Below are 17,115 nucleotides of genomic sequence, written 5' to 3'. Positions count from 1 at the left end.
TAGGAACCAGCGTTTATGTCCTCTGTTCAACTCATTGTCGGTCTGGGAAATCCGGGCGAACAATATGACCAGACCCGACATAACGCTGGTTTTTGGTTTGTGGAGGAAATAGCCCGTCAACAAAATGTGGTGTTTCGTCCAGAAACCAAATTTCTAGGTGAGGTGGCCAAGATTGATTTAAATGGTCACCAGGCCTGGTTGCTCAAGCCTATGACCTTTATGAACCGTTCAGGTCAGTCTATTCAAGCCCTCGCTAAGTTTTATCGTCTATCTATTGACCAAGTTTTAGTCGCGCATGACGAGCTCGATTTACCGGTTGGCGTCGCAAAACTTAAAACCGCGGGTGGGCATGGTGGTCATAACGGGCTGCGAGATACAATAGCCGCCTTAGGTGGCCCTGGGTTCCATCGCTTACGTTTAGGAATTGATCACCCTGGCGATCGACATCAAGTCGTCAATTATGTATTAAAATCCCCGTCTAAAATTGAGCGCGAAAAAATAGATGACGCTATCTATGATGCCTCAAGGGTGTTGCCCGATATTTTAGCGGGTGATTTTGCCAAAGCGATGAATCAACTTCATACGCGCAGTTAACAAATTTTAAGGAGTGTTCGATGGGAATTAAATGCGGCATTGTAGGTTTACCAAACGTGGGTAAATCCACATTATTTAATGCCTTAACCAATGCAGGTATTGATGCGGCTAACTACCCATTTTGTACTATCGAACCTAACGTTGGCATCGTACCTGTGCCAGATCCACGTCAAGACAAGCTGGCCGACATTGTGAAGCCAGAGCGTGTTTTATCTGCAACCATGGAATTTGTCGATATTGCAGGCCTGGTGGAAGGCGCTTCAAAAGGTGAAGGTTTAGGAAACAAGTTTCTAGCGAACATTCGTGAGACCGACGCCATCACCCAAGTGGTACGTTGTTTTGAAAACGATGATATCGTGCACGTTGCGGGCAAAGTGGATCCGTTATCGGATATCGATATCATCAATACGGAATTAGTCTTGGCCGACATGGAGTCGATTGATAAAGCGATTCAAAAAGTCCAGCGTGTGGCCAAAAGTGGTAACAAAGAGGCTGTAGCACGTTTGGCTGTGTTGGAGAAAGTATCGGCTGAAATCGCGGAAGGTAAATTAGTTCGTAATGTCGATTTAACCAAAGACGAGCAAGCCGAACTTTATGATTTACACCTATTAACCATCAAACCCATGATGTACATTGCCAACGTGAATGAAGACGGATTCGAAAACAACCCTTATTTAGACGCAGTGCGCAAGATAGCCGAAGAGCAAGGTGCGGTAGTGGTGCCGGTATGCGCTGCGATTGAATCTGAAATTGCCGAGCTGGATGACGAAGACAAAATGGACTTCTTGCAAGGCATGGGCTTAGACGAACCTGGTTTGAACCGCGTAATTCGCGCAGGTTACAGCCTATTAGGCCTGCAGACCTACTTTACCGCCGGTGTGAAGGAGGTACGCGCCTGGACGGTTAAAGTTGGCGCAACCGCACCTCAGGCGGCTGGTGTGATCCATACCGATTTCGAAAAAGGTTTTATTCGTGCCGAAGTGACCGCTTATGAAGACTTTGTCAAATACAACGGTGAACAAGGTGCAAAAGAAGCCGGCAAGTTACGCCTAGAAGGCAAAGAATATATCGTGCAAGATGGCGATGTTATGCACTTCCGTTTTAACGTATAACCAAGATCACCAGGCCTGGTGGCAAGCAAACGCTCGTCACCCGCATAAAAGTTTTGACAAAATCTGAAACTTCCTTATAATACGCGCATCTTTCGGCTACATAGCTCAGTTGGTTAGAGCACATCACTCATAATGATGGGGTCCCAGGTTCGAATCCCGGTGTAGCCACCATATATCCAAAAAAGCCCGTCTTGTACGGGCTTTTTTATTGTCTAAAATTTAGTGTTTAAGTTAATCAAAATGGGTAAGAAGTTTTTCTTTATCAGTCTTTGTTAAATCCAAGGGTAAAGACTTTTTTAAAGTTGACTGGGTTAGTGGTAGCAGTGAACTCACTAACTGCTGATGGGTTTGTTTGGGAAAGGCTAAATACCAGCTATCGGGTGATTCAGAGTTAATCAGTTCCTTAATATCCTCACTGATTTTATTTAGGCCGCGTTTGGACATTTCGGTTTCTAGGTTATGGTTTTCACCACTGGCGTTATTAAAGTTTCCGGCTTGGTCACTCAGTAGTTCACTGGTTTTTTGGCGAGCTTCGCTGTAATCGATTTCTTTAATGAGATGCAGTTGAGTGGTTGTTTTAGGTGTGCCCTGGTTTCGGGTGTGACTTGTTTGGTTGGTTTCGTGTCGATCAATGGCGGGTGCCTGTGTAACCCGGTAAGCGGTTAAACGGCTTAAGTTACCAATAACTAGAATGGCTTGATTGAACTTCATGGTGACCTCCTGAACGGAATTCGAATGAAAACTTCACTATTAATCATATACCTATCTATAATTTAATCAACCGACCCAAATTAAGGGTTTTGTTTTATAGTCTCGTTTTGGCCAATGGTGGCGTTAATCAAAAGCTTCTTAGTTTGCTTATAAATTTAAGGTGTCTTGATTGAGTTATGGCATACTGAAGACTTAAAACAGGAGTTTAAAATGATCGTATTTCAAACTAAAAATCATGCCGATGTCAGCATGTTTGATCATGTGGCACTTAAGTTAATTGGCCTAATGGGGCATAGTGGAAGTGTGCCGGGTGCCCTAACCGAAGAAGAAGTTGAGCAAGCGTCAAGTAAGTTAAGTGAGGCCGTGCTTAATCCATCCGCTCAATCTGGGGATAGTTGGGATGACGATTCAGTGAGTTTGGCGCACCGTGCACAACCGTTATTAGACTTATTGGATGCGGCAAAACGCGGCCATAATCATGTCATCTGGGAAAAATCGTTACGTTAATATAGAATGACCTTACTAAAAATAATATATTGAACTTTCTATGCTTAAATATCGATTAATCACCTTAAGTCTTTCTGTTGCAATTCTACCTTTCCAGCTTCATGCAAACGATTCTGATGAACAAGCCTACCAAGAGTTAATGGCGTTATTGAATGCGCAAACCGAATTGGTGACACGCACCAAAGTGAATGCGGACTATGTACCGGGTTCAATTAGCGTGTTACGTGGCACGGAGTTAATGCGTTATGGGGTGCGAACGGTAAAAGACGCCTTGTCTATGACGACCTCGATTGAGGTTCAGCCCAATCACTTGGGCCAGTCGGTTTTGGTTATGCGGGGGTTAGGCACGCCTTATTCTGGTGGCACGGTTAAGTTGATGCTAGACAATGTCAACATGGTCAACAGTTCGGCCGGTTATAGCGAAGGCATTTTGCATATGCCGATCGAGCAGGTCGAGCGTATTGAGGTCATTCGCGGCGCGGCTTCGGTCTTGCATGGTGACTTTGCTTATTCGGGTGTGGTGAATGTTATTTCAAAAAAGGATCGCCATTTTTCAGTTGGTGTTGGCAGCCGTGCTTACAATCATGTTAGTGCGAGCGAACAGTTTGAGTCTGGGTCAAAACAAAGTCAGCTTTCATTAAGCTTTTCGCAATGGCAGCAAGACAAAAGTGGTCGTAGAGTAGAAGGGGATGTGTTAACCGAGGCTGACCCTCTGATAGCTGGTGGAGCTCTTGATTTAGCAAGCTACTCACAAGCACCAGGCCTGGTGAACGACCGCAAAGCTTTTCGTAACCTGTTAGTGAACCTTTCTCATAACGACACTGAATTTTATTGGCAAACGCAGGAATATCAAACCGGTGATTACTTTGGTTTTATTGAGTTTTTACCTAAAGAAACTCAAGATTACAACCAGCGTTATCGCGATATGTTGCTGGGCGTACGTCAATCCAGCGATCTGACTCCTGGTTGGAATTATGAATGGCATCTAGGTGCGCAGCAAAAAAATTATCAGCTTAAAACACTTTATACTTCTGAAGATATCAGTTTTATGCAACCAGACCCTGACGTTGGTTTTTTAGCCCATCAAAGCCCGATTGAAAGCTATTTAACCGAGCGTGTGCTGAATTTATCGGGTCATTTGGTATACGATGCAAATTCGCAGCATCGTGCCTTATTGGGCGCGGATGTTGAGCGAGTCGAAATCATTAAGTTAACTTCAGACTCGATTCTTGGTAATGAGAATCCTGACGATGACATACAAAAAGATCTAGAACAAGGTTCAGAGGGTGATTTACGCCTGGTGTTTGCTGTTTATGTGCAGGACGAATGGCGTCCGAATGATCAGTTTACTTTGACCACTGGTGTTCGTGCCCAAAAAGCGTTTATAGGCTACCAGGATCGCACAGAAGCTGATCCTCAAACCAACCCATTTGAAAAGCTTGAAGAGCTAAATATCACTCCTAAAATTGCAGGCGTTTGGCGTTTAACCGATCAACACATCATTAAAGCCCAGTTCAGCCGCTCATTGATTACACCGCCAATTGGTCAAGTGACGGATGTAGGGGGAGCGCCTAATCCCAAACCTTATGTTAGCGAAACCGACCATTATGAACTAGGCTATATTTTTCAAGGCTTAAAGCAAACGCATAGATTTACAGGATTTTATTCTGACTATAACAACATGCCAAGAGGTAGTGTTTACTTCGGTTATTTCGATGGAGACTATAGTGCTGAACCTTTCAAAAATGTGATCTCAAAAGGCGTCGAATGGGATACCGAATTTAATTTGGCACAAGACTTAATTGGTTTTGCGAACGCGAGTTGGCTAGATACCAAAGATGTTGATAATGACGTGCGTTTAGTCGGTTCGACGGATCGAATGGCGGCACTCGGTTTAAATTATGAGCTTAACTCGCAATGGAGAATGACGGTTTGGTCGAAATATATCGGCGAACGTTTCCGTGAACCCTATGATGGTCGGGAAAACCTGAAACCCTATAGTGTGACGAATTTGACGGCTTCTTATGCTAGTGAGACGTTTAAGGGCTTAATTTTTAGATTGGGCGTGGAGAATTTAGCCGATACCGATCAGCGCTACGCTTCGCCAATAAACGGCACTCTATCTGACTTAGCCGGTGCAGATAAATACCTCGCCGCCTATCAGGCCGACTACCCGGGTACTGGCCGTCAGTTTTGGGCTAAGATGCAGTATGAATTTTAAACAGTTTGGTGTGCTGGCGGGCTTAAGTTTGATGAGCCACCAGGCCTGGTCAGCTTGTGAGTTAGTGGCGCAGTTAGCCGGTAAAGGCTATGTGACCAGTCCGCAATATGCCGCGAGTATGCAGTATCAAGCGGCACTCAACCCACTCACACAAGTCGGTATTTGGCATGTGTATGACTACCCACAACAATCATTAAGTGACCCAAAGTCATTTCAAACCTGCGCACCCATTCAGCGAGCCGGTGTTGAGTTCTTTCCGGTGCTGCAAGTTCAAAACCGATTTGCGGTTATCAATGGCTTGTTTATGATCATAACCCATCGAGAACCCGATATTCATCGCATGGCGCAACGTTATGGCTTTAAGTTAATTTCGGGCTTACCGAATCGTTTTACGGCGGTGTTTGATGTGAATGCCCAAGTCGGTTCGACGCTGGATTATGATGCGATATTGCGTAAATTAGATCGGGATAAAGATATTAAAACTGTGATGCCGGTTTTAATCGAAGCCGACACCCGTTAATGCAATCTTAAAAAACAGGCGTTATTTCTTAACGATCAAATAAGCCGCAATCGCTACCAAACCGGCTTGCACCCAAATCGCCCAATCCCATCCCCAGGTTTGAAACTCTAAATATAACGCCCCGCCAATTAAAGCGAGCGCAATGCCACGTTGGCGTTGCTGATTGGCTTGGTTTTCTAAAGCTTTCTCTAAGCGAGATAACTGGCCGGAATGTAACTCCAACTGACCATGCGCGGCTTTGTTTAATACCGAATGCACCAGGCCTGGTATTTGCGGTGCATTTTCAATCCAGAAAGGCAGGTTGCGTTTGGTGTTTTTAATTAAGCTTTTCAGGCCTACGCGCTCTTGCATCCAATCCTCTAAAAAGGGTTTAGCCGTGTCCCATAAATCTAACTCGTCATCTAGCTGACGCCCTAGGCCTTCAATATTGAGCAGCGTTTTTTGTAACAACACCAATTGCGGCTGCACTTCCATGCCAAAACGACGCGCGGTTTGGAATAAACGCATTAAGAACAAACCAAACGAAATGTCTTTTAACGGGCGATCCCAAATCGGTTCACATACCGCGCGTATGGCCGACTCCAACTCGTTAACACGTGTATCGCGTGGCACCCAAGCCGATTCAATATGCAGTTCCGACACACGCAAATAGTCGCGATTAAAAAACGCCAAAAAGTTTTCGGCTAAATAGCGCTGATCTTCCGGCGTAAGCGTACCCATAATGCCAAAGTCGATCGCGGCATAACGCCCGTCGGGCAATACAAAAATGTTGCCCGGATGCATGTCGGCATGGAAAAAGTTATGTTTAAACACCTGAGTGAAAAAGATGGTGACACCCTTAGCCGATAAATCAGTTAAGTCGATACCAGCCTCGATTAGCTTTTCGGTTTCAGAAATTCGAATACCGTAAATGCGCTCCATCGTCATGACGTTTTCGTTGGTATGCGACCAATAAATCTCGGGGACATACAGCAAATCCGAGTTTTCGAAGTTACGTTTTAATTGCGCGGCATTGGCGGCTTCGCGCATCATATCCATTTCATCTAAAATGGTTTTTTCAAACTCACCGACCACTTCGACTGGATGCAAACGTCGGCTTTCTTTAACCGCTAACTCTAATAGGCGCGCCAAGCTATACATAATCGACACGTCTTGCTGAATCACGGGTTTGATATTCGGGCGCACCACTTTAATTACGACATCTTCACCGGTTGGCAGCGTCGCGCCATGCACTTGCGCCATCGAAGCGGAGGCCATAGGCGTGGCCTCAAATTGAGAGAAGGCTTCGTTAATAGGACGCTTTAAAGCTTTTTCAATAATACGGCGTGAGTGATCTTCATCAAATGGTGGGCAATCATCTTGCAGTTTAGTCAGTTCAACCGATAAGTCTTCTGGCAGCAAATCTTTACGTGTTGATAAAGCTTGTCCAAGCTTGATAAAAATCGGTCCGAGTTCTTCTAAAGCTAAACGCAAACGTACCCCGCGATCCGCTTTGTTGGTTGGTCGCCAGTTCCACGGAAACAGTAAACGGTTAACCCAAATCAGTGCGCGATATTTACTGTTCGCCAACACCATATGATCCAAACGATAGTGAGTGATGACACGGTTGATTTTGATGAGGCGAAACAGTTGTTTAAATGGATTCATAAGGGTCTTTTGCTGTTGAATTTAGGATTGGATAAGCTTATTCAGCCGCGTTTCTAGATCGGCCAAACGGCTATCGAGCAGATCAACATGTTGGTTAAACGTGTTAACTTGCGAAGAAGAGGGCAGTAAATCTAATTCGTATTGCAGGTATTCGCTTAACATTTGTTGGGCATCAAGCTTGATATGACGGGTTTGATCTTTGAATTCACGCACCCGGTAACCCACTTGAAAGGCCAACGGATCGCCAATCAACTGGGCTAAATCTTCTTCCCAATCACGAGAAGCCATTAGAACTTCCAACCTCGGTGGAGCGCGACAATACCTTCGTTCATATTGATGTATTCCGCCTTATCAAATCCGGCTTCCAGCATCATGCCCTTTAAGGTTTCTTGATCCGGGTGCATGCGAATCGACTCGGCCAAATATTGATAACTGGCTTCATCGTTGGCAATCAATTTGCCCATTTTGGGCAGAATATTAAACGAGTAGAAATCGTAAACTTTAGATAACAAAGGTTGATGTACTTTAGAGAACTCTAAGATCATCGCCTGACCGCCGGGTTTTAACACGCGCGCGATTTCGGCTAACGCCTTGTCTTTATGCGTCACGTTACGCAAACCAAACGCCATCGTCACCACATCAAACGTGTTGTCCGGGAAGGCCAAGGCTTCGGCATTTGCGATGGTATAGTCCACCTGCGCGCCAATGCCTTCGTCTAACAAACGATCACGCCCTACGCGCACCATGCTTTCGTTAATGTCCGCCAAAATAACTTTGCCATTTGCACCCACGCGTTTAGCAAAAGCCTTGGTTAAATCGCCGGTACCGCCTGCTAAATCTAACACTTTCATGCCGGCACGCACACCACTGAGTTCAATAGTTTGACGTTTCCACAAACGGTGAATGCCTAAAGACATCACATCGTTCATTACATCGTATTTCTGCGCGACGGAATCAAATACGCCTTTTACTTTTTTAACCTTCTCATTGAGTGGCACTTCGCTAAAGCCGAAATCGATGGTTTGATCCTGTTTGGATGACTTCATTTGCCGGACTCCTGTTTGAGTTTGGTCAGCTCGGGATGGTCGTGACCCGCCCGCATTAATTGGCGTAAATAAGCGACCCAGTAAGATTGGTAATGTTCGCCCAGGTCGTATAAACGCTCCCAGGTGTATAAACCGCTGTCGTGGCCATCGCTAAAATGCAATCTTACGGCGTAGTTGCCTACCGGGCTAATCGCCTTAATATTCACATCCTGTTTCCCAACCTGCAGCACTTCCTGGCCGGGTGCATGGCCGGTCACTTCGGCAGACTGAGAATACACACGCAGAAATTCGCAAGTGTATTCAAACGCTTTGCCATCATCAAAACTCACGGCCAGTTTGCGTGATTTTTGATGCAGCTTAATATCGGTCGGGTTAGGCATAAAGGCGTTCAAACTTTTAAATTATGGGCGAGGGAAATGTATTCACTCGCCGGATTTTATAAAATATATTGCGACAAATCCTGGTCTTTCGCCAGCTCGCCTAAGCGCTCGTCTACAAAAGCGCCATCCACGAGCACGGTCTGACCCGCTTGATCGGGTGCGTTATAAGACACCTCTTCTAACAAACGCTCCATTACGGTGTGTAAACGACGTGCACCAATGTTTTCTGTACTTTCATTCACCTGATAGGCAATTTCCGCCAAGCGTTGAATACCATCTTCGGTGAATTTCACTTCCACACCCTCGGTTTGCATTAAAGCCGTCGCTTGGGTGGTTAAAGCCGCTTTAGGTTCAGTCAGAATTCGCTTAAAGTCCTCAACGCGTAAAGACTTGAGCTCAACACGAATTGGCAAACGCCCCTGAAGCTCGGCAATTAAATCCGACGGCTTGGTAACGTGGAACGCGCCCGAGGCGATAAACAAGATATGATCGGTTTTGATCATGCCGTATTTGGTCGAGATGGTGCTGCCTTCGATCAATGGCAACAAATCACGCTGTACGCCTTCGCGCGACACATCGCCACCACTCGAATCAGAACGTTTCGCCACCTTGTCGATTTCATCCAAAAACACAATGCCGTTTTGCTCAACGTTTTCGACCGCTTGGCTTTTGAGGTCGTCGTCATTAATCAACTTGTGAGCTTCTTCTTCGGTTAACAGTTTGAAAGCTTTTTTAATCGGCAATTTGCGTTTCTGTTTTTTGCTTGAACCCAAAGATTCAAACATATCTTGCAATTGTGACGTCATGTCTTCCATGCCGGGCGGCGTCATAATCTCGACATGCGCAGGCGCCATCAAAATATCAATTTCAATTTCTTTATCGTCCAAATCGCCTTCGCGTAATTTTTTACGGAACTTCTGACGCGTTTCCGACATAGCTTCGTGACTATCTTCCTCGCGACCACGAGCCGGCGGCAATAGAATGTCTAAAATTCGGTTTTCAGCCGCATCTTCAGCGCGGTTCTTCACATTTTTAATCGCTAAATCACGCTGGATTTTGACCGCGTTATCCACCAAGTCACGAATAATCGAATCAACATCGCGCCCAACATAACCCACCTCAGTAAATTTAGTGGCTTCGATTTTGATAAACGGCGCGTTCGCCAATTTAGCCAAACGGCGCGCAATTTCAGTTTTACCCACACCGGTTGGACCAATCATTAAAATATTTTTTGGAGTGACTTCCGGGCGCAAATCGCTACTTAACTGCATTCTGCGCCAACGGTTACGCAAGGCTACCGCGACCGCACGCTTAGCGTCAGCCTGGCCAATAATGTGTTTGTCGAGTTCGTGAACGATTTCTTTTGGCGTCATCATGCTAATCGCATTCCTTAAATCAATAACAAGTAAAGCCTAGCATTATAAAGCAAAAGCACGCAGCCTGCTAAACCAGCCATAGTGAAAATAATGTGTTCAAATTTGCAGAATAGGCGTGTAAGAATGGGAAAGGATTGGAAGATTTTTTATCTAAACAGCTCATCGAACAATACATTTTTTAATTTAGCCATATCCTCTGGACGATCTTTTCCAATGGCAAATATCTTATCCAGCTCATTGCGAGAGACTCGTAAGAAAATATTTCTTGATGATTGGTTACCAATACGAATATGAAATGACAACACAAAGGTATTAATTGAAACTTTAGATTCATGCAATCGCTTTGCAAGGGCGTGTGCATACTCTAATACATTGCTTCGAACTTGCTCGGGGGTGACATTAGAAACATTCACATTTACATTAAAATGTGCTTCGTCATTATCTTGTTTATCCAGAAAGTTCACAGAAATATCGCCATCAATAAAATGACGCGGGGTTGCGACATTCAGCTCACTAACACCATGATTAGTTAGAAATTTACTTAACGCTTGTTTTTCTATGATATTTTGCCGCTTTTGTTCATCGGATTGTTCTTCTGAATAATTTTGTGATCTTGCAGACATCTCCATTCCTGTATAAACAAAGAACTCTGGGATAAATTTTGTGATTTTATAAAGAGTGTAAAGTAGTGGTATGAGGCAACTATAAAAGATGGCGGTCTTTGTAAGGTATAGCGAACCAGTTTCAATGATAGATATAGCGTAGGGATATACAAGAAACAAAATGACTGGAAGCAAAAACAAGGTGTTCTTCAGTGCGCCACGATTGGCTATATACCTGAAATAGGTGCGTATTGGTCCATAATGTCCGGGCACAGGCTTATTGGAATGTATGGTTAATATATACCCCTCTTGTTTGGCATAATCCAATGTGGCCCTCAAGAAATATAAAAAGAACAAAGCGTATAGCCAGGAAATCATCGCAAAACTATCTGAAAAGAATAATACTAAAAAAGGTGCGGCTGTCAGATACGCTAAAGAGTAGAGCAATTGGCGTCCAAAGTGTAAATATAGTTCCAAAAACATTCTTCGTGAGAATTTGAACGACGAAAACCCGCTTTGCAAAACGAATAGCATAGCAGCAAAAGCGATACCGAACAGAACTCCAGATACGGAGAGCAATAACGTATAAAACTCTTCAAGGGCTATCGGTAATGGAGGGTTGAGAATTGTTTCCAAACTTGTTTTTCCATTTAACATTTCAAAGAAAGGAAGCGAACTCCCCAATTAGATTTAGATAGCTTCTATGATTTTTAAAAATTTACGGTCATAGTTAAACTTGCTTTTAAGGATAGTACATTAATAAAACGGACGTTACTAGATGAATTACGGATGATAGGATATTGAAAATCTTGTTTTCAGTATTGAACTATTGTTGATATAAGTTGGTCGTTTATTTAACTGGGCGGGTTAACTTAGTAAGTCCACTTGATTGCTGGTAAGTGGTTTATAATTTGTCTGTCTCTTTTAATATATTCATTAGGCTTTGGGGTGGTTCAAGCACCTAGCCTGGTGGTTTTAGGAATATTGCATGGGTTTACGTTTTACAAAAATGCATGGTTTAGGTAACGATTTTATGGTGATTGATGCCATTTCGCAGCCTATGACTTTTAGCGCGAAACAAGTTAAAGCTTGGGCGAATCGCCATACGGGTGTGGGCTTTGATCAGTTGTTGGTGGTGGAAAAGTCCAGCAATGATCAGGCTGATTTCCGTTATCGGATTTTTAATGCGGACGGGTCAGAAGTTCAGCAGTGCGGCAATGGTGCGCGTTGTTTTGCGCGTTTTGTGTTTGATAAAGGCTTAACCCAAAAACGCGAAATTCCGGTCGAAACCGCGTCGGGTTTAATTGTGTTGTATTTGGAGGACGATGGCCAAGTGCGTGTGAATATGGGCGTGCCTAAGTTTGCACCCCAAGCCTTACCGTTTGATGCGCCAGCGCAAGCCGAGCAATACGAAATCGAAGCCCTCAACCAGGCCTGGTGCATTGGTGCGGTGTCGATGGGTAATCCGCATGCGGTGTTGGCGGTAGAGAATATTACGACTGCGCCAGTTGAGTCTTTGGGCGCGGCATTAGAATCGCATGCGCGTTTTGCTGAACGGGTGAATGTGGGATTTGCTCAAGTCATCTCGCCTCAACAAATAAAATTGCGTGTGTTTGAACGCGGCGCGGGCGAAACCCAAGCTTGTGGCACGGGCGCGTGTGCAGCGATGGCGGTGATGCGCTTATGGGGCAAGGTAGACGATTCGGTTACCGTTAGTTTGCCTGGTGGCGATTTGTTGATTCACTGGACAGGCGAAGCACAAGCTCCTTTATGGATGACTGGCCCGGTGGCCACGGTATTTGAAGCGGAATTAACAGGCGAGGTGGTCGGTGATTGATCGCGATGAAATTCACGCTGAACACGTAGCTGACTATTTGGCACACAACCCTGAATTCTTTCATGTGTTTCCGAATTTACTGGATAAATTAAGCATTCCGCATCCGGCATCTGGCAAAGCGGTGTCTTTGCTGGAACGTCAGGTTTGGCAGTTGCGCGAACAGAAAGAAAAGCTGCAAGACGAAGTGGATTCTTTAGTTGATATCGCGGGTGACAACGGGCGTTTATTGCAAAAAGTGCAACAGCTTACACGCCTGATGATGGCGGCGGAAACCGAACAGCAAGCTGTGGATGCACTTTACGAGCAAATGCGTGATGTCTTTAAGGTGGACTATATGACCCTGGTTTCTTGGGAAGTGCCCAATCAGGGAATCCATGGCTTAAGCCAATTAGGTGTGCGTCAAGACTGGGTTAAGACCCTGCGCGAAACGCTGCAGCCCGGCAAGCCAGTGTGCGGCTTGATTGAAGAGAAATGGAAAACCGGCTTATTTCATGGGGCGTCGGATGTGCATTCGGTGTGCTGTTTACCGCTAGGCTGGGATCGGGTTTGGGGTGTGTTGGCTCTCGGTAGTCCAACCGATCGCTTTCAACCAGATTTGGGGACCTATTTTTTAAAGGTCATGGCGGAGCTGATTACCGCGAGGTTGAATCGGTTGTTTTAATTTTTGAACCACGAAGGCACGAAGTGTGCGAAGGTGCAAAAACAAAAAGGCATGTATGCAGCAGATTAAACGTTTTTTAGATCAGATGCAGGCGCATAATAAATCAGCGCATACGCGCAGCAATTATCAGCGTGATTTGCTGACGTTTGTTTCGTTTTATTTGAGCGTCCAAGCGCAAAGTGCGACTGATAAATCTGATGAGCACCAGGCCTGGTCGTTTGACGAATTATGGCAACAAATGCCAACAATGAACTGGAACGAACTCACCTCGAAAGATATCAAACGTTTTGTGATGCAACGCGTTAAAATCGGCATCAGCGCCAGTAGCGTGGCACGTCAGTTGTCGGCTTTACGCAGTTTCTTTCAGTTTTTACTGACCGAAGGCTTGATGCAACATAATCCCGCCAAAACCGTTAAAGCGCCCAAACAACCCAAACCCTTGCCAAAAAGTTTGGATGTAGACCAAACTCGTCAACTGCTCGAACAACCTATCGAAGGCTGGCAAGCGATTCGTGACCAAGCGATGTTTGAATTGCTTTATTCGGCCGGGCTGCGTGTGGCCGAGCTGGTGAGTTTAGATTTATCACCCGGCCTGGATGGTTTAAGTGCGGGCACGATTAAGGTGTTAGGTAAAGGCAATAAACAACGCGTCGCTTTAGTGGGTCAACAAGCGCAAAGCGCTATGCAGGCCTGGTTGTTAGCGCGTGCCGAATGGGCTAAATCGGATGAACCAGCGGTGTTTATTAACCAAAAAGGTCAACGTTTAAGCACGCGTTCGGTGCAATTAAGATTAGACAAACGCACACGTGAAGCGGGGCTGGCCACTAAAATGTCGCCGCATCGCTTGCGTCACGCCTGCGCCACGCATGTGTTAGAATCCAGCGGTGATTTGCGCGCAGTGCAGGAGTTATTAGGGCACGCCAATTTATCCACCACTCAGATTTATACCAAATTAGATATGCAACACCTCGCACAGGTGTATGACCAAGCGCATCCTAGAGCGCGCAAGACGGGCAAGAAATAGAAGGATTTAGGCATGAAACATCATCCAGAAACAATTTACGGTACCACGATTTTATGCGTTAAACGCGGCGGTAAAATGGTGATCGGCGGCGACGGCCAAGTGACGTTGGGCCATATCGTGATGAAAGGCAATGCACGCAAAGTTCGACGCTTATACGATGGCAAAGTGTTGGCGGGTTTTGCTGGCGCCACCGCCGATGCGTTTACCTTATTTGAACGTTTCGAAGGCCGTTTGCAAACGCATAATGGCCAATTGATGCGCTCTGCGGTAGAAATGGCGAAAGATTGGCGCACCGATCGCGCACTGCGTAAATTGGAAGCCATGATGATTGTGGCGGATGCCGATACCATGTTGTTAATTTCCGGTACTGGTGATGTGATCGAACCGCAAGACAACTTTATTGCCATTGGTTCAGGCGGCAGTTACGCACACGCAGCGGCCCAAGCTTTGATGCGTCATAGCGACATTGGTGCGGAAGACATGGTTAAAAACGCTTTAACCATAGCGGCGGATTTATGTATTTACACTAATCACAATTTTACGATTGAAACATTAGGGGATGAAAAATGAGCGACAAAATAAATGAAACATTTGGTGCTTGTGAAACCAAAAGTTCAGGGGTTAAAGGCTTTGAAGCGGTATTGTGGCATAGTCGCCTGGTGGTTTTGTCTGCGGTTATTGCCAGCTTGGTGATCGCGTTTGTGATGTTTTATATTACCTCTGTTGAAGTCTTTCATTTACTGGCTTATTTAGGCGAGTATCACAGCTTGGAATATGCTGAGCGTGCCGCGGTTAAATCCAAGGTGATCGGTACGGTGATTGGCGCAGTAGATGGCTTTTTGATTGGCGCGATTATGTTGATTTTTTCATTGGGTTTATATGAGTTGTTTATTTCTAAACTGACCATTGCCAAAAAAGCCTATGGCGCGAGTCAAATTCTGGTGATTAACAGCTTGGACGACTTAAAAGATAAGTTGGCGAAAGTGATTTTGCTGGTGTTGGTGGTGATGTTTTTTGAAGCCGCGATTTATTTAAAACCGAGCACGCCAATTGATTTATTGTATTACGCCATCGGTATTGCTTTGGTTGGTTTAACCTTGTACTTTTCGCACATTGCTTTTGCCAAGAACAAAAAAGACAAAACGCAAAGTTCGCTTCTGTCGGAAGAGTCAGACAGCTAAGCGATGATTTAAGCTCGGCTTGGTCGAGCGAAATAAAAAAAAGCAGGCCTGGCGCCTGCTTTTTTTATACTTGAAAATAACCACCAGGCCTGGTGGTAAGCCTAATTATGCTATTTGCAAACCTTGTAACATCGGCAAATCTCGGCGCAAGAAGTCTTCGGCGCGTTCGTTTAAATCGGCCTGTTTTTCTTCGTCGGTCTGTAGAGCGCGACCGTATTTGATCATGTCTTCGCCTAGGGGTTCTAAAATTGACCAAGCAAATTCAGCCAAAGCCGGGGCTTGTTTGTGGCCCTGTTGCAAACCTAATAAAAATAACTGTTGGTAACGATTGACTTCAATGCCACCGCCGGTGACCGGGCTGGCAAGATATTGCACATCACTGCTACCACGTGCGCGCTCAATTAATGTGTTGTTAAGTTTTTGGGTGCGCTGAAACACTTGGCTAATTACCGAGCCGTCTTGGGCGGCCTGAATTTCGCCTCGATGGGTGAAGATAAACATGGCTTGCACAATTTCTTGTAAACCGATTTTTGGGTGTGAGGCCATCGCTTGTTCAATTTCGCCTAGACTATGAGGTTGGTAATCGGCGAGGAAATCCAAAATAGGATCATAGACATCGGCGGCTAAGTCCGCTACACCAAACGCGCCTTCCAATACCAACGAAATCACACCACGCGGTTTGGTCATCACCACGCGTTCGGCGCGTAAACCGTCCACCACCTGTACCGGATTTAAATTACGCGCACCACGCACCCAGTAGTCTTTACGGAACTTTTTGTCGACACAAAAATCGCGCGTATTTTCTCGCAAGGCGACATCACCAATTTGCGCTAATAAGGCTTGTTGTTCAGCACTTAAGTTGACCGCTTCAATTAAATCCAAATAGGTCGCCGAGCTGGCATATTCGAGCTTAGCTAATTCCATGTATTCGGCCATATCGGCAAAATCCATTGGCTGCCAATCACGATTGAAATATTCGTGGGCTAAATAATGCGGGTCTTGGCTCATCAATTCTTGTAACTTAGGGGCGACCTGCGCGTTATTTTGTGCGTGGAAAGGTTGGGTTTTCATCACCTGATCGGCAAACTGCAAGGCTTGGCGAATACGTTGGGCCGTGCCTTCTCCGGGGGCGCCCATGCGTTGGGTGTGCTGAACCAATAAACGACGCAGCGGCATCATTTGTGCCCAGCCAATTTGGGTGTTGTAGCTCACATAAACGACACCGCCGACGGCTAAGTTTTTGCGAATAAAGTCCATGATCAGTTGACGATTATCCTCCGAAACCCAGGTCCAAACCCCATGCAGACTAATAAAATCGAACTTTGGTAAATCGTCACGCGCTAAAAATTCGGCAAAGGATTCATCACTAAATTGTGCATCCGAACCTGATGCTTCAACCAAAGATTGAGCAAATGCGGCTTGCGCTGGTAAAAAGTCATTACCAAACCATTGGGTATCGCTAGCCGCTGCGTGAATCGCCGCACTCAAGCCTTGTCCAAATCCTAGTTCGCAGGCTTTAGCTTGTTTGGGTGGTGCGATGCCAGCATTTAAAAACGCCAAGCGCATACGCAATGGATTTAGTTCTTTATAGTAGCCATAGGTATAACCAATGTCGGCGACATAACCGGCTGTCCAATCGCTCATGTTGTGATCCTTTTATTGCGAGTTTGGCCGGGCAAAGTCACCAGGCCTGGTG

General features: G+C 45.4%; 18 protein-coding genes and 1 tRNA gene. 11 read left to right on the top strand and 8 right to left on the bottom strand.

Going from position 1 to position 17,115, the window contains the following annotated elements:
- The first annotated feature begins 15 nt into the window (after positions 1–15).
- From pth to N746_RS0108485, 3 genes are all read left to right on the top strand, one after another.
- Positions 16–594 (top strand): aminoacyl-tRNA hydrolase, encoded by a 579-nt coding sequence (gene pth / locus N746_RS0108495; protein ID WP_029935760.1) that lies wholly within the window; start codon positions 16–18, stop codon positions 592–594.
- Between the two features lie 20 nt (positions 595–614).
- Positions 615–1,706, top strand: a complete 1,092-nt coding sequence (ychF, locus tag N746_RS0108490; RefSeq protein WP_029935759.1) for a redox-regulated ATPase YchF — start codon at positions 615–617, stop codon at positions 1,704–1,706.
- A 94-nt stretch (positions 1,707–1,800) separates the two neighbouring features.
- Positions 1,801–1,877, top strand: a tRNA-Met gene (locus N746_RS0108485).
- 60 nt (positions 1,878–1,937) lie between these two features.
- On the opposite strand, the gene N746_RS0108480 is transcribed toward N746_RS0108485, so the two are convergent.
- Positions 1,938–2,417: a host attachment protein gene (locus N746_RS0108480; protein ID WP_029935757.1), complete on the bottom strand. Its 480-nt coding sequence runs from the start codon at positions 2,415–2,417 to the stop codon at positions 1,938–1,940.
- A gap of 210 nt (positions 2,418–2,627) precedes the next feature.
- On the opposite strand from N746_RS0108480, the gene N746_RS0108475 reads away from it, so the two are divergent.
- From N746_RS0108475 to N746_RS0108465, 3 genes are read left to right on the top strand one after another with little or no spacing between them, the layout of a single operon-like run.
- The gene (locus tag N746_RS0108475) at positions 2,628–2,924 is read left to right on the top strand and encodes a DUF1840 domain-containing protein (protein ID WP_029935756.1); all 297 of its coding nucleotides are present in this window, start codon (positions 2,628–2,630) and stop codon (positions 2,922–2,924) included.
- A gap of 40 nt (positions 2,925–2,964) precedes the next feature.
- Positions 2,965–5,145 carry a TonB-dependent receptor plug domain-containing protein gene (locus N746_RS0108470; RefSeq protein ID WP_029935754.1) on the top strand — a complete coding sequence of 727 codons (2,181 nt, stop codon included), beginning with the start codon at positions 2,965–2,967 and terminating at the stop codon, positions 5,143–5,145.
- Positions 5,135–5,665 carry a hypothetical protein gene (locus N746_RS0108465; RefSeq protein WP_029935752.1) on the top strand — a complete coding sequence of 177 codons (531 nt, stop codon included), beginning with the start codon at positions 5,135–5,137 and terminating at the stop codon, positions 5,663–5,665. The genes N746_RS0108470 and N746_RS0108465 overlap by 11 nt, the downstream gene beginning before the upstream one ends.
- 21 nt (positions 5,666–5,686) lie before the next feature.
- Here N746_RS0108465 and ubiB read toward each other — a convergent pair whose 3' ends face one another.
- The 6 genes from ubiB to N746_RS0108435 form a co-directional block, all read right to left on the bottom strand.
- Entirely contained in the window at positions 5,687–7,312 is a 1,626-nt protein-coding gene (gene ubiB, locus N746_RS0108460) for a ubiquinone biosynthesis regulatory protein kinase UbiB (protein ID WP_038125938.1), read from the bottom strand.
- 21 nt (positions 7,313–7,333) lie between these two features.
- A complete protein-coding gene (locus N746_RS0108455) occupies positions 7,334–7,600 on the bottom strand; it encodes a hypothetical protein (RefSeq protein WP_029935748.1) in 267 nt (88 codons plus the stop codon).
- Positions 7,600–8,358 (bottom strand): bifunctional demethylmenaquinone methyltransferase/2-methoxy-6-polyprenyl-1,4-benzoquinol methylase UbiE, encoded by a 759-nt coding sequence (ubiE, locus tag N746_RS0108450; RefSeq protein ID WP_029935747.1) that lies wholly within the window; start codon positions 8,356–8,358, stop codon positions 7,600–7,602. The genes N746_RS0108455 and ubiE overlap by 1 nt, the downstream gene beginning before the upstream one ends.
- Positions 8,355–8,738 carry a gamma-butyrobetaine hydroxylase family protein gene (locus N746_RS0108445; RefSeq protein ID WP_038125936.1) on the bottom strand — a complete coding sequence of 128 codons (384 nt, stop codon included), beginning with the start codon at positions 8,736–8,738 and terminating at the stop codon, positions 8,355–8,357. Before N746_RS0108445 ends, ubiE begins: the two co-directional genes overlap by 4 nt.
- A gap of 56 nt (positions 8,739–8,794) precedes the next feature.
- A complete protein-coding gene (gene hslU / locus N746_RS0108440; protein ID WP_029935743.1) occupies positions 8,795–10,114 on the bottom strand; it encodes an ATP-dependent protease ATPase subunit HslU in 1,320 nt (439 codons plus the stop codon).
- A 146-nt stretch (positions 10,115–10,260) separates the two neighbouring features.
- Positions 10,261–11,352 (bottom strand): hypothetical protein, encoded by a 1,092-nt coding sequence (locus N746_RS0108435; RefSeq protein ID WP_156018316.1) that lies wholly within the window; start codon positions 11,350–11,352, stop codon positions 10,261–10,263.
- Between the two features lie 352 nt (positions 11,353–11,704).
- On the opposite strand from N746_RS0108435, the gene dapF reads away from it, so the two are divergent.
- From dapF to N746_RS0108410, 5 genes are read left to right on the top strand one after another with little or no spacing between them, the layout of a single operon-like run.
- On the top strand, positions 11,705–12,553 hold the full coding sequence (gene dapF, locus N746_RS0108430; protein WP_029935740.1) for a diaminopimelate epimerase: 849 nt from the start codon (positions 11,705–11,707) through the stop codon (positions 12,551–12,553).
- Positions 12,546–13,214: a DUF484 family protein gene (locus N746_RS0108425; RefSeq protein WP_245603358.1), complete on the top strand. Its 669-nt coding sequence runs from the start codon at positions 12,546–12,548 to the stop codon at positions 13,212–13,214. Before dapF ends, N746_RS0108425 begins: the two co-directional genes overlap by 8 nt.
- 55 nt (positions 13,215–13,269) lie before the next feature.
- Positions 13,270–14,238, top strand: a complete 969-nt coding sequence (locus N746_RS0108420; RefSeq protein WP_038125934.1) for a tyrosine recombinase XerC — start codon at positions 13,270–13,272, stop codon at positions 14,236–14,238.
- A gap of 12 nt (positions 14,239–14,250) precedes the next feature.
- Positions 14,251–14,808: an ATP-dependent protease subunit HslV gene (gene hslV, locus N746_RS0108415; protein WP_029935734.1), complete on the top strand. Its 558-nt coding sequence runs from the start codon at positions 14,251–14,253 to the stop codon at positions 14,806–14,808.
- Positions 14,805–15,419 carry a YqhA family protein gene (locus tag N746_RS0108410; protein WP_051678594.1) on the top strand — a complete coding sequence of 205 codons (615 nt, stop codon included), beginning with the start codon at positions 14,805–14,807 and terminating at the stop codon, positions 15,417–15,419. Before hslV ends, N746_RS0108410 begins: the two co-directional genes overlap by 4 nt.
- 105 nt (positions 15,420–15,524) lie before the next feature.
- Here N746_RS0108410 and N746_RS0108405 read toward each other — a convergent pair whose 3' ends face one another.
- On the bottom strand, positions 15,525–17,063 hold the full coding sequence (locus tag N746_RS0108405; RefSeq protein ID WP_029935730.1) for a methyltransferase regulatory domain-containing protein: 1,539 nt from the start codon (positions 17,061–17,063) through the stop codon (positions 15,525–15,527).
- Positions 17,064–17,115: the final 52 nt, after the last annotated feature.

Source organism: Thiomicrospira pelophila DSM 1534, from assembly GCF_000711195.1.
Lineage (GTDB): Bacteria > Pseudomonadota > Gammaproteobacteria > Thiomicrospirales > Thiomicrospiraceae > Thiomicrospira > Thiomicrospira pelophila.
Note: the sequence above shows the minus strand (reverse complement) of the source record. Positions and strands in the feature narration are given on the sequence as shown.

Coding starts and splice junctions, on each gene's coding strand:
- pth (WP_029935760.1), top strand. CDS start 16: ATGTCCTCTGTTCAACTCATTGTCGGTCTGGGAAATCCGGGCGAACAA.
- ychF (WP_029935759.1), top strand. CDS start 615: ATGGGAATTAAATGCGGCATTGTAGGTTTACCAAACGTGGGTAAATCC.
- N746_RS0108480 (WP_029935757.1), bottom strand. CDS start 2,417: ATGAAGTTCAATCAAGCCATTCTAGTTATTGGTAACTTAAGCCGTTTA.
- N746_RS0108475 (WP_029935756.1), top strand. CDS start 2,628: ATGATCGTATTTCAAACTAAAAATCATGCCGATGTCAGCATGTTTGAT.
- N746_RS0108470 (WP_029935754.1), top strand. CDS start 2,965: ATGCTTAAATATCGATTAATCACCTTAAGTCTTTCTGTTGCAATTCTA.
- N746_RS0108465 (WP_029935752.1), top strand. CDS start 5,135: ATGAATTTTAAACAGTTTGGTGTGCTGGCGGGCTTAAGTTTGATGAGC.
- ubiB (WP_038125938.1), bottom strand. CDS start 7,312: ATGAATCCATTTAAACAACTGTTTCGCCTCATCAAAATCAACCGTGTC.
- N746_RS0108455 (WP_029935748.1), bottom strand. CDS start 7,600: ATGGCTTCTCGTGATTGGGAAGAAGATTTAGCCCAGTTGATTGGCGAT.
- ubiE (WP_029935747.1), bottom strand. CDS start 8,358: ATGAAGTCATCCAAACAGGATCAAACCATCGATTTCGGCTTTAGCGAA.
- N746_RS0108445 (WP_038125936.1), bottom strand. CDS start 8,738: ATGCCTAACCCGACCGATATTAAGCTGCATCAAAAATCACGCAAACTG.
- hslU (WP_029935743.1), bottom strand. CDS start 10,114: ATGATGACGCCAAAAGAAATCGTTCACGAACTCGACAAACACATTATT.
- dapF (WP_029935740.1), top strand. CDS start 11,705: ATGGGTTTACGTTTTACAAAAATGCATGGTTTAGGTAACGATTTTATG.
- N746_RS0108420 (WP_038125934.1), top strand. CDS start 13,270: ATGCAGCAGATTAAACGTTTTTTAGATCAGATGCAGGCGCATAATAAA.
- hslV (WP_029935734.1), top strand. CDS start 14,251: ATGAAACATCATCCAGAAACAATTTACGGTACCACGATTTTATGCGTT.
- N746_RS0108410 (WP_051678594.1), top strand. CDS start 14,805: ATGAGCGACAAAATAAATGAAACATTTGGTGCTTGTGAAACCAAAAGT.
- N746_RS0108405 (WP_029935730.1), bottom strand. CDS start 17,063: ATGAGCGATTGGACAGCCGGTTATGTCGCCGACATTGGTTATACCTAT.